This is a genomic window from Bartonella sp. MR63HLJHH (genome assembly GCF_042194155.1).
GTDB classification, from domain to species: domain Bacteria; phylum Pseudomonadota; class Alphaproteobacteria; order Rhizobiales; family Rhizobiaceae; genus Bartonella; species Bartonella grahamii.
In genome coordinates, this window is the sequence record NZ_JBHIMN010000001.1 from 142648 (window position 1) to 156058 (window position 13411).

6 protein-coding genes are annotated in these 13411 nt (G+C 37.7%); 3 read left to right on the forward strand and 3 right to left on the reverse strand.

Annotated elements, in window-relative coordinates; all coding sequences use genetic code 11:
* Nucleotides 1–626: 626 nt before the first annotated feature.
* The 3 genes from addB (at nucleotide 627) to trxA (ending at nucleotide 7724) form a co-directional block, all read left to right on the forward strand.
* Nucleotides 627–3746: a double-strand break repair protein AddB gene (gene addB / locus ACFIKQ_RS00620; RefSeq protein WP_375655563.1), complete on the forward strand. Its 3120-nt coding sequence runs from the start codon at nucleotides 627–629 to the stop codon at nucleotides 3744–3746.
* Nucleotides 3747–3748: 2 nt separating this feature from the next.
* A complete protein-coding gene (addA, locus tag ACFIKQ_RS00625) occupies nucleotides 3749–7225 on the forward strand; it encodes a double-strand break repair helicase AddA (protein ID WP_375655565.1) in 3477 nt (1158 codons plus the stop codon).
* 175 nt (nucleotides 7226–7400) lie between these two features.
* Nucleotides 7401–7724, forward strand: a complete 324-nt coding sequence (gene trxA, locus ACFIKQ_RS00630; protein ID WP_375655567.1) for a thioredoxin — start codon at nucleotides 7401–7403, stop codon at nucleotides 7722–7724.
* Nucleotides 7725–8498: 774 nt separating this feature from the next.
* Here the strand turns inward: trxA and tsaE are convergent.
* From tsaE to ahcY, 3 genes are read right to left on the reverse strand one after another with little or no spacing between them, the layout of a single operon-like run.
* On the reverse strand, nucleotides 8499–8969 hold the full coding sequence (gene tsaE, locus ACFIKQ_RS00635) for a tRNA (adenosine(37)-N6)-threonylcarbamoyltransferase complex ATPase subunit type 1 TsaE (protein WP_375626156.1): 471 nt from the start codon (nucleotides 8967–8969) through the stop codon (nucleotides 8499–8501).
* A gap of 51 nt (nucleotides 8970–9020) precedes the next feature.
* Nucleotides 9021–11486, reverse strand: a complete 2466-nt coding sequence (locus ACFIKQ_RS00640; protein WP_375655569.1) for a PAS-domain containing protein — start codon at nucleotides 11484–11486, stop codon at nucleotides 9021–9023.
* 33 nt (nucleotides 11487–11519) lie between these two features.
* Nucleotides 11520–12917, reverse strand: coding sequence for an adenosylhomocysteinase (ahcY, locus tag ACFIKQ_RS00645; RefSeq protein ID WP_375644364.1), 1398 nt, complete (start codon nucleotides 12915–12917; stop codon nucleotides 11520–11522).
* Nucleotides 12918–13411: the final 494 nt, after the last annotated feature.

Genomic DNA, 13411 nt, shown 5'->3' on the forward strand with positions numbered 1-13411 from the left:
AATCAAAATCGTTTGTTTGCATGTCATAAGTAGGATTGATGTGTGCGTAAAACACTGGAAGCAAGAAATACAAAGCCTCTTGTAAATCTTCTCCATAGCCAAGAGCTTTCAAAATATTGGGTGAGGGTAAAAAAGTGATGATGGTGGTTTGTAGCGTTATGATGTAACGATGGTGGTGTGTGGTGTATCTTATCCCATTCACGGAAGTTTAAGTTATACTATTCATTTATATTATTTACGGGACGACATTACGAGGTAAGCTCAAGTACAATGAAAGATGTCTCTTTAAAAACAAACATATAAAATTGCAACATAATGATATTTTTGGGCATTCTATTTTGCATAAGGGATGTAATCCTAGCAAAATAGAGGCTTGCACGATAAACTTTTGCAAAACTCTCTCCATCAAAGTAATCTATTTTCGCTGTGAAGGGTGGAAATATTATTTTTTTTCCCAAGCTTTTTATGGGAAAATATTATTTATGAAACTGATTTTTTAAATCTAAAATAAAAAATCTGCTGTATAAATATAGCTTTTCAGTTTTTCCTTGTATAAATATTGTATACAGTCAAAATAATACAAATAATCAATAAGCTGAAATTTGTTATCCCAAATATGAGATCATATGACCTATAAACCGCGTGTCTTTTCTATTTCTCCGGGAACTGCTTTTTTGCCTCACTTTGTTGATGCACTACTCTCTGGTAGCCTTATTGATAATTTCGCTTCCAGTGGAGATATTCAAACTGCCCTTGCCGATAGCCTTATTTATGTTCCGACACGTCGTGCTGCTCGCGCTTTGCGTTTAGCCTTTGTTGAAAGAAGTGATACACAATCAACATTCTTGCCAACCATTCGTGCTCTAGGAGATGTAGATGAAGACAGTTTCCTTTTTGTTGAAAATCATACCAGCACTCTCGATCCGCCTATTGGAGAAAGCGAACGTCTTTTACTTTTAGCACGCCTTATTCGTCCATGGCGTGAAAATTTACCTGCGCATCTGCGTGCCATGTTTGGCACAGAAGATGTGCTTATTCCGGCTCATAGTGCTGATGCGATTTGGCTTGCGCAAGATTTAGCACACTTGATGGACGAAATTGAAACAGAAGGAGCAGACTGGTCAAAACTTAAAAATATTGCACCTGATATGGTCGCTGAATGGTGGCAAATAACGCTCGATTTCTTGACTATTGTTACGCAAAATTGGCCAAAAATCTTGACAGAAAGACAACGAAGTAATCCCGCTGAATGGCGTAATCAAGCACTCACAATGCACGCAGAGACTTTACGACGTATGCCGCCTGATAAACCGGTCATTGCAGCTGGTGTGTCAGGTTCTATGCCCGCAGTTTCTCATCTTTTAAAGGTTATAGCTTCTCTGCCAAAAGGGGCTGTTGTTCTTCCTGGCCTTGATCTTCATATGGATGAAGAACAATGGAATGCACTATGCACAAGCCATAAAGAAAAAACAGCTTGTGATTTTTTTGATCCTGCAGAAAATGTTTTTAGCCATCCTCAATATCATTTAAAAAAACTTCTAACTCTCATGGAGTGTCAACGTCATCATGTTTGCGAAATTGGCCAACAAAGTATAACAAAGAAAAGACGAATGGCTCTTTTATCAGAAGCACTCCGACCAGCTTCTACAACAGATAAATGGATACAAATTGTCCGTGATGATTATGAAAATCTTTGTGCAGATTGGTCATTTATTGAAGCTATAAATGAACGTGAAGAAGCTCTCGCTATAGCTGTTACCTTACGCAAAGCTATTGAAGAACCCCAAAAAACTGCGGCCCTTATTACAAATGACCGTAATTTAGCACGCCGTGTTGCTGTGGAATTACAGAGATTTGGAATTGAAGCAAATGATTCAAGCGGAATACCACTTGCACAAACATTGCCTGTAACTCTCTTACGGCTTATTTTAGAAAATGTGTTGCAACCCGATGATCCCATTGCTTTTCTTTCTCTTCTTAAACATCCTCTGACAACACTCCAACAAAACCGTCATCGTTTACGCGAAATGGCAGAAAATTTTGAACTTTTTATTCTTCGAGGGAATACAGGGCGCATCAATCTTTGCGAATGTGATCAATTTCTTGAAAAATGGATTGAAACGCACTTTCATAATAGTTCTGAAATCAACGCTCTTGATCAGCAGAAATGTGAAGAAGCACGTTTCCTTTGTCATCTTTTGAGGAAAGCTGTTGAACCTTTAACATCTCTTATGAAAAAAGAGAAAGAATGCACCATCACCGAAGCTGCGATAGCAACTGTTGAGGTTTTTGAAAATTTTGGTCGCAATGAAGATAATTCTCTTGCACATCTTTATCAACACGAAGCAGGACAAGCCCTATCAAAATTTTTACGTGAATTGGTCAGTGATCAATCAGGATTAACATTTCATCTTTGCGAATGGCCCGCTATGTTTTCTGCCATAATAGCAACCCGTTCCGTCACACCTTCGCCTGGAGGACATCCACGTTTATTCATCTGGGGTACTTTGGAATCACGTTTGCAAACAGTTGATACAGTGGTCATCGGCGGTCTTAATGAAGGGTCATGGCCGATATCAACCCGAAATGATGCTTTTTTATCGCGACCGATGAAAATGATGTTAACTCTGGAGCCACCAGAGCAGCGTATTGGTCTTTCCGCGCATGATTTTCAATGGGCGATGGGAATGGATAAAGTGGTGATGAGTCGCGCATTGCGCGTTAATCATACACCCTCCATTCCTTCACGCTGGCTACAACGCATGGAAACAGTTGTAGGGAAACAGGTTTGGAAAAAAATCCGTGAACGAGGTGAAATACTACGCCATTGGGCAAAGATGCTTGATCATACAAGCATAACTTCTGAGGTGGAACGTCCTTGCCCTGCTCCACCTCTTGATATACGTCCGCGTCATTTTACAGTCACTGAAATAGAAACATTGCGGTATGATCCTTATGCTATTTATGCTAAAAAAATCTTACGGCTCAAACCACTTAAAGAACTTATTCATGATCCTAGCGCTTCAGAACGTGGAACACTTTATCACGCTATTCTTGCAGCTTTTTGCACACAAATAAAAAATCCAAATGCTGCAAATGCACTCAATGTGCTGCTTTCTATTGGACGTAAAGAGTTTGATAAATTCAATTTTCCACCCGACATTGAAGTAATTTGGTGGAATAGTTTTGAAAATCTTGCTCCACGCCTTATTCAATGGGAACAAAGTTTAGGACTGCGAGAGCGATATTCGGAAGTGGTATCACAAAAAATCCCTATAGGAACAACAGGGGTAACCCTTTCAGGACGTGCTGATCGTCTTGATGTTTTGCCAGATAAAACAGTTGAAATTCTAGATTTCAAAACTGGTACCCCTCCTTCATCAAAACAAGTTCGTGAATTATTATTTCCGCAATTGGCTTTAGAAACAGCTTTACTCATACAAGGGGGATTCCCAGATTTTCAAGATTTTACTCCCTCAAATTTATTTTACATACCCCTTAACAAAAAAGGTGAAATTAAATCCCAATCAATTCTTTTAAAGAAAAAAGACGGAAAAACTCACCTAAGTGCTGTTAATCTTGGTGAAAATGCATGGGAAAATCTTATCGCACTCATAACTTATTATCAAAATCCACAACAAGGCTATCTCTCATATGCTGTCCCCATGTCAAAACGATATGAAGGCGACTACGACCATTTGGCTCGGTTGTGGGAATGGTCAAGTGGTTTTCATAAAGAAGAGTAATCATGACGATTTTTTCTATTCCTGAAGCCGCTCTTGATGCACAAGCAACGGCAACACATCCCCAAAAAAACGTGTGGGTTTCTGCAAATGCTGGATCTGGAAAAACCCATGTTTTAAGTGAACGTGTTATCCGTTTGCTTTTAAACGGTACGCCTCCAGCACGTATTTTATGCCTTACTTATACAAGAGCTGCTGCTGCTGTTATGCAATCACGAATTTTTCGCACGCTTTCCAGTTGGAATGAACTCGATGACGCACAGCTGCAAGAAACCTTAACACGGTTTGAAAAAAAAACTGTTAATGCGCAAAAACTAACTTATGCACGACAACTCTTCGCGCGTGCTCTCGAAACGCCTGGTGGCTTAAAAATCCAAACGATTCATGCTTTTTGTGAATCTCTCTTGCATCAATTCATGTTAGAAGCCAATATTGCAGGGCATTTTGAACTTCCCGATGATATCAGTCGAAAAAAATTACTACAAGAATCTCGTCGCCAACTTTTAGCTCGTCGTGATGTACAGCCTGCTTTACAACAGTTATTTAAAGTTATTAGCGAACATACTTTTAATCAATTGCTCTATGAAGCAACGGAAAAGCAACATAAATTATCTGATTTTTTATCTTCTCTTCTATCTGAAAATGGAGAAGAAAAATTGCGTGCACTTTTTAACTTAGCGCCAGATGAAACAAACCAATGTCTATTGGAACAAATTAAACAGACAGCGCGCCTTCCTCTTTATGCTCTTAACCATTGTGAAACCAATGGTAGTCAAAGCTGCAAGGATATGGTGGAAAAACTTTCCCAATTAGAAAAGGTGCATGATGAGACAAATATTCTCAATATTATTTCTGATATTTATTTTACAATAAAAGGTGAGCCACGTAAGTTTTCACATTTATCTCGTAAAAAGTCAGACCAAATTTGGCCTTTTATTCAACAAATGCTTGAAGATAAACAAAACAAGCTTTCTATTCTTTTAGAGAAATATCAATGTGCAAAAGTTGCTACTCTCAATATGGCTGCTTTTCAGTTATGTGCTGTTTATCTCAAAATCTACACGAATCTAAAAAAGGCTAATGGCTTCTTAGACTTTGACGATCTTATTGAGCGTACACTTCATTTATTACAGCGTAAAGGTGCAAGCCAATGGGTGCATTATAAACTTGATCGTGGTCTTGATCACATTCTACTTGATGAAGCACAAGATACTAATCCTGAGCAATGGCAAATTATTCAACTGTTGGCACAAGAGTTTTTCTCAGGTTATAGCCAACGAACAAATATACGGACTCTTTTTGCTGTTGGAGATGAAAAGCAATCTATTTATTCTTTTCAAGGCGCAGCTCCAGAAAATTTTGCTGAAAATGGACGAATCATTCAAAAAAAAGTGCAGCAAACAAATCAGCAATTTGAAAAAATACAACTGCATTACTCTTTTCGCTCTACAGCGGATGTTCTTAAAAGCGTTGATATTGTTTTTGAAACACCAGAAAACTACAAAGGACTTTCGGCAGAAAATACAAAAACGGTGCATGAAGCTATTCGTGTTCATAGTCCCGGTGAAGTTGTTATATGGGATGCTATTTCCCAAGAGACGAGTGAATTTCCTCATGATTGGCATTTAAGCGTTGATCATTTAGATACCCCTGAAGTTCGTTTAGCAGAAAAAATTGCTGAAACTATTGCCAACTGGTTACAAAAAGGTGAAATGCTTCCAGCAAAAGGACGCTTAATACGTGCAAGTGATATTATGATCTTGGTTCGTAAACGTGATCAATTTGTCTCAGCTCTTTCTCGTGCTTTTAAACACCGCAATATTCCCGTAGCAGGGGCTGATCGTTTACAGCTTACCAAACATATTAGTATTCGTGATTTAATGGCGCTTGCGCGTTTTATTTTGCAGCCACAAGATGATCTTTCTCTTGCTTGTGTTTTAAAAAGCCCCCTTTTTGCTCTTAGTGAAGAGGAACTCTATCAGCTTGCTGCACACCGCACCGGCTCTCTTTGGCAAAGCTTATTTACGCACGCATCATCGCAGGCATCTTTTAAAGATGCTTTTGAAAAGCTAAACCATTATCGCGCTTTAGTGGATAAAATACCGGTTTTCGAGTTTTATAGCCATATTTTGAATAATGATAAGGGAAGACAAAAAATTCTGTCTCGTTTAGGATCTGAAGCAAATGATGTGCTCGATGCTTTTATGGATTATACGCTCACTATTCAAAAAACAGGATTACCAGGATTACAAGCTTTTTTAGAAACATTAAGTGCAAGCGAACCAGAAATTAAACGTGAATTTGAACAAAATAATGAAGAAATCCGCATCATGACTGTTCATGCTGCAAAGGGACTAGAGGCTGCTATTGTGTTTTTGGTCGATCCTGGTAGTGCGATTTGGCATCCTCAGCATGCGCCTCACTTGCTTAAAGTTTCTTTAAACAATGCACAATGGAATGGAAAACAAGCCTTTATTTGGCGCCCCAATGAAAATTTTGATACAAAACCCTCTAAACAAGCAATTTCACATTTAAAAGAGCGTGCAGAAGAAGAATATAGGCGCCTTCTTTATGTAGGAATGACACGTGCTGAAGATCGCTTGTTTATTTGTGGATATAAAGGCCAGAAAACGCAATCTCATACATGGTTACAACTGGTAAAAAAAGCCCTCGAACCGCATGCTCTTGCTATAAAAGATTCTGCGGAAGATATTGCAGCTTGGCGTTATTGTATTACACCTCCTTCCTCTGCTTCTATAAACCCAAAAGTCCCTTGCGCTGAATGCCAAACCTTACCACCTTTGCCTGCTTTTTTCTCCCATAAAGTACCAGAAGAACCAGTGCTACCAAAACCGTTAAAACCCTCAGTCGCGAGCCTTTCCATTGAAGCTGATACAGAGCTGTCCTCAAGTCCAAAACAGCTTACCACCTCCCCTGTTTTAGGAGCAACAAATACTAACAGAGCTTTTTCCATTGAATATGGTAATATCGTTCACCGATTGTTACAATATTTACCCGATTATCCCCTACAAAAACGTCGAGACTATGCTCGAAACTATCTCAATATCAAAGCCTCTCACTGGTATGAGAGCCAAAGAGAAGATGCTCTTCGCCATGTTTGGAAAATATTAGATCACGTTTACCTCAAGCCCCTTTTCTCTGAGCATTCACGTGCTGAGGTTTCCTTAATGGGTATTGTAAAAATTCGTGGAAAAGAACACGCAATTTCTGGTCAAATTGACCGTCTCTACATCACGCAAAACAGCATTATCTTTGCTGATTTTAAAACAGGAACCCTGCCAGAAAATGAAGCTGCTATTGCTTCCCATCACTGGTTGCAAATGGCTCTTTACCGAAAATTGTTGCAAGCTATTCATCCCGATAAAGATATCCAAGCTCTGCTTATCTACAGTAAAGAAGCCAAAATTTTTAAACTTTCTCCAGAAAAACTCGAGGCATTTCTTGGTGAAGTTGCCTTATAAGTTACTCTTTTCCTTCAAAGTATCCTTACACTTTTTTACTTTCATAAAATCGCCCAAACAAACACAATGCACAATCTCTGGTGTAAAAAAGTCCTTTAATAATTTATCTTTGCAATAACTTGATATGAATTGTTATCATACCAATCTATAAAAAGTGAATATAAAGGATAAATCAATGACGTGTATAAAAGTTGATAAGGACAATTTCGAAAGTGAAGTTCTAACCTCTTCCACCCCTGTTGTGGTTGATTTTTGGGCAGAATGGTGTGGCCCTTGCAAAATGATTGCTCCAATTTTGGATGAAATTTCAATAGAAATGCAAAATCAAGTTAAAATTGCTAAGGTAAATATTGATGAAAATCCAGAACTGGCTACCCAATACGGAGTACGTTCTATCCCTACATTATTAATGTTTAAAAATGGAAATATTTCATCGAATATGGTTGGCGCTACCTCTAAAGGATGTCTTTCTGAATGGATAAAAGATGGGCTTAGTTAATTCCACATATAATCACTATAAAGGAGAGAAGCTTTGTCTCTCCTTTTGATTTTTTTAACATTCTTTTTTGCATTATATTATAATAAAAAGATAATAAAATCAAAATGTTAAATGAATTTAAGAATTCGTACTTTTATGCATGATTCAATTGACTATTTTTTATAAAAAATTGCCCTGTATGAAGAATATAGGCAATTCTTTCCTTATATGCGCGTCAAAAATATTGGGTGAATGATAATTTCATAGAGGTATTTTCTTCTTGGATAAGACTATTGAGATAGATAGTGCTTTCAACACATAAAAAGGCAATATCAATCTAGAAATAAGGAGATTTTGTTTGGAGTCCTTAGCAATCATGAAAGGAGATTTTAAGAAAAAACTTTGCAAATTACTTTTCTGAAGTTCACAATTTTTAAGCAGAAAGAAGTAAGCAATTCACTACAGATTATATAATGCTCTTCTAAAGGGTTACCACTTCAATTTAAAATTCTCTTGTACTATTCTCTAGAATCAAAAGATTTTTTTGGAGCCTTTACCAAAAATATGAAAGGCAAAAAACATTCTCTAAAATAAATTGATAAATTCCTATAAATTAACGGATGTCCTTTGCAATTTATGTCATTGTTATATAAAAGAGTCAGTATTTCGTCTCATCTTCATGGTTGATCCGCCATGAGGGACTTCTTTATGTTGTTCATCATTTCAAATTTCGGTACGTATTAGAGGTATTATCAATTAAAAAATGATGAGGTCCATGCTCATGTCGATGTTTTTTTAAAATGTACGAATTGCAAAAGACTGTTGCAAACGTTCAATGGAATGTTGTGCTGATCTGAGTGTTACATGACGCCCATGTTCTTTATAGTGTAAGGTGAGTGCAAAAGTGGCAAGCTCTAAAAGAGCTGTATTTCTTTCTGGCCATTCAACAAGCAAAATATTTTTCTCACGAGCTTCATGAAGCCCTAATTCATCAATTTCTTCTGCCATAGAAAGGCGGTAAAGATCAGCATGAATAATTTCAAACTGTGGAAGTTGATAGCTTTGCACAAGAGTAAAAGTAGGGCTTGGAACATCCATAGTGTTATCATTTGCAAGTGTTTGGATGATTGTACGTGCAATAGTTGATTTTCCAGTTCCAAGATCTCCTTGCAACGTTACAAGATCCCCCGGCTTTAAAGAAAGGGTTAAATGTTGTGCAAAAAGCTTTGTTGCCTCTTCATTTTCAAGAAAAAAACTAAAATTCATTAAGAGTTCCATGAAATGGATGAAAAATTTTTGTTATAATAAAGATTGAAATTAAAAAATCTTATCTCCTTTGGGAAGTGGGAAAAAACATTTAACTGTTGTTCCTTTTCCAGAACCGGTAAGAATCTCAACATGTCCACCGTGTAGTTCAACGAAACTCTTCACAAGGGAAAGGCCAAGACCCGCTCCTGCACGCCCGCCATGGTGTGAATGAGAAGAAAAACGTTTAAAAATACGATCAAGGACGTCTTTTGGAATATCAGAGCCTTCATTGTGAACGCTAAAGACAATATTATCATCTTGTTCATCGACGCAAAATTCAATAGTGCTCGCTTCCGTTGCAAAATTAATAGCATTACTCAGCACATTCACAAAAATTTGATGCAAGCGTTTTTCGTCAGCAGAAATGGAATTTAAGGAAGGAGAAATTTGTTGTAAAAGCGTAATATGGCGTCCATTAAGGCGATCTTCTATACGTGTTACTGCTTGTATCATAGCATCTGCAATATTAACCGATTTTATGTCCAACTCCATAATGCCTGCATCAAGGGTAGCAAGATCAAGAATATCGTTAACAATATTTAAAAGAGTTCCTGATTCTGAATGAATATGCCCAAGATATTCTTGTTGACGTTTATTGATAGAGCCGAAAATTTGATCACGTAAAATATCCGAAAATCCAATAATATTGGTGAGAGGTGTACGCAATTCATAGGAAACATGTTGAACAAATTCATTACGCAAACGATCAGCACTTTCTAATGCTTCATTTCTTTCTTGAAGAGCACGCGCAACATGGACAGTGTCCGTAACATTCACAAAAGTAAGCATCGTTTGTCCATCGGGAAGAGGGACCAGAGTATAGTCAATAATCATATCATTTTTAAGATCTATACGACCTGAATATGTTTCACGTTTTTCAGCAAAACCGGTAATGAATTTGGTAAATTGATCCCATTCTTGTCCTAAGGTTAAGGCTGAACAATGGCTTTGTAACTGTGTAATATGGGTCCCTTCTACCAGTAAATTATAGGGAAGCGACCACAATTTCGACAGGGCAGGATTCGATAAACGAAGGCGCCCATCAGTACCAAAAACAACCACGCCTTCGGAAAGTTTATCAAGTGTTTCACCTTGTATTTTAATAAGTGTATTATAACGGCGTTCAAGATCAATTTTTTCTGTAAGGTTTTCGTAAAGCCAAGTAACACCTCCTTGTGGATGAGGGTTCGAGATAACACGCACCGTACGCCCATCTGGAAGATTCCAAATTTGTTGGTTCGATTCTGTTTGTCGATAGGCTTTAAAAAGTTCTTCTTTCCACGCGCGCCAATCGGGGTGTTCAGCAATGAGCCCTTTTTCACGTAAACGTTCAAGAAATAATGTATGGCTTGGTTCACTTTCTAAAAAGGAAGTCTCCAACGGCCATAAAATTTTAAAAGCATGATTACAGAATTTTAATTTTTGGTTTGTATCAAAAATAGCTACAGCTGTTGAAATTTGGTCAAGTGTTTCACAATGGCTTTGAAGAACATAACTTAATTCATGAGCAAGATTTTCATATGCGCTGTCATCACGCGCAAAAGCTGCCATCCCTTCGGCTGTTGTAATACGTGTGAGATGAAAACGATGTCGTTCTCCATCAATAACTGTGTGAACATGTTCTTGAAAAATTGTTTCTGTTTCATCTGTTTTGCGTTGTGTATTTTCATTGAAAAGATCCCCCACTTCATCACTGCCTTCACGAAAATCTGTCATTTCTCTAAAGGCGCGATTGATAAAACAAACTTTTCCTTCACAATCTTTTATCCATACGGGCTCTTGAATAAGATCAAGAAGATTACGCTGCATTCTCAGTTCAGTAAGAAGGCGGGCGATATCTTTCTGTAAACGAGCATTTTCACTCTGTTGTTTTGAGATATCTTGAAAACGAGCAATAGCGACTGTTCCTGCGATGACTCCTGTAACTTGCAGCAATACATTGTTTGTGGTGGTGATAGAAAGATCAAAAGGGTGACATTTACAACGTAGTTGAGTCAATGCATAATCAAGTTCTCGCAGAGAATTTTCTTCAACCCAGAGCTCAAAACGCTGAAAATCTTTCTGGTCGATTCCTATTTTTTGCAATGCAGAAAGGGCACCAACGACACGGGGTAAGGTTGTTGGATTTTCCCAAATAAGAAGGAATTGCTCGGTTTCTTCCAGAAGCCATTCATAATATTTAAGTTTTTCAGAAAAATTTGCCTGAATTATATTCAAAGGCTTCTGTGCAGTTTTTTTTGCACGCATAATAACAGCCAAGCACGTGAGAAGTGAAGCACAAGAAATCCCTCCACACAGTGCTAAAAGCAGCCATGGACCATCTAGTAAAGTGAAGAAAAATGGTAAATAACCTTCCAGTGACTGAGCAACAGCGCATGTTGGAGAAAAAAAGAAAAAAAGGCAAAATATATACGCATAGATTCGAATCATTTTTTGAGCTTTTTCTTTGGGGTTATAGTCACCAAAGCTGCGCACGACATCTTTCCCTTTTTTAACCCAAGGAAATGTTTAGTAACGGTAATGGGTTGGTTTATAAGGTCCTTGTGGTGTGACTCCAATATAAGCGGCTTGTTCTTCTGATAAAACACTTAATTTTATTCCTAACCGGTCAAGATGTAGACGTGCAACTTTTTCATCAAGATGTTTAGGCAAAACAGTGACTTCATTTGTATAGTGTTCTGCACGGGTAAAAAGTTCAATTTGCGCTAAAACTTGATTAGTAAACGAGGCTGACATGACAAAAGAGGGATGCCCAGTCGCATTCCCGAGGTTTAACAAACGCCCTTCAGAGAGCAAAATGATGCGTTTTCCATCGGGAAAGGTGATCATATCAACTTGTGGTTTAATATTTGTCCATGGCAAATTTCTAAGGGCTGCGACTTGGATTTCGTTATCAAAATGACCAATATTTCCAAGAATACACATATCCTTTACTTGTCGCATATGGTCTAAACGAACAACATCTTTATTGCCTGTTGTCGTGATGATAATATCAGCACTGGAAGCAGCATCATCCAAATTAACAACTTCATAGCCATCCATAGCTGCTTGAAGAGCGCAAATAGGATCAATTTCTGTTACTTTAACACGAGCCCCAGCACCAGAAAGAGATGCTGCTGAACCTTTTCCTACGTCACCATAACCACAGACAATGGCAGTTTTACCAGCGATCATCACGTCTGTTCCACGTCGAATACCATCGACCAATGATTCTTTACATCCATATTTATTATCAAACTTTGATTTAGTGACGCTATCATTGACATTAATAGCAGGAAAAGGCAGAAGCCCTTCTTTTTGTAACTGATAAAGACGGTTTACACCTGTTGTGGTTTCTTCGCTTACACCTTTAATTGTTGCACGCTGTCGTGTAAAAAATCCTGGCGTTGCATCCATACGCTTTTGTATTTGTTTGAAAAAAAATTCTTCTTCTTCTGTTTTGGGATGCGATAGGATATCTTTATTTTGTTCTGCACGACTTCCCATTAAAATATAGTTTGTGGCGTCAGCTCCATCATCTAAAATAAGATTGGAAGGATTACCATCTGGCCATTGGAAAATTGCATCTATATAAGTCCAATATTCTTCCAATGTTTCACCCTTAACGGCGAATACAGGAATACCAGTTGCGGCGATAGCTGCTGCTGCATGGTCTTGCGTAGAAAAAATATTACTAGAGCTCCACCGTATATCGGCGCCAATAGCTTTTAATGTTTCAATTAAAACAGCTGTTTGAATTGTCATGTGCAATGAGCCAGAAATACGCGCTCCGCGCAAAGGTTGATTAGAGGAAAACTCCTTACGACAAGCCATCAAACCAGGCATCTCAGTTTCAGCAATATCAAGTTCTTTACGACCATAAGCGGCAAGTGCAATATCTTTGACAACAAAATCTTGAGCTGCCATTCTTTATCCCTTTAAAATAAGTTTTTCCAAGACGGTAGGAGAAATTAAAAAAAAATGCAAGACAAGAAGAGGACTTCTTTATGTGAAAAAGCTCTTTTAAAATCTTCATAAATTTGTGCAACAAATATGCATTTATGAATCTGAGTGATGATGTTACTGACAGAATAAGAGATCTCCATGATAAGTCTTATTATATAAACAAAACTCTATCCTTTTCACGTAACGTTAAAGCTTTTAAAAATCTCCAGAGAGAATACCTTTTAAATAATAAAAATTGTGCATTGCTTCATAGTTTTTATATCGATTTTTTATGGGATAATATCGAAAGTAGTATACGAGTATTCTACTCGCTTATGCGGTTGTTGAAAAAGGAAGTATTACCTTACTTTAATCTCATTATTAAGCTTTCTACCAAAATAATATAATGCAAAGCCATAGGTTATCATATTTATGAATAGGCAATTCAGAATCGGTTCTTTAGGATTCCAATGTTG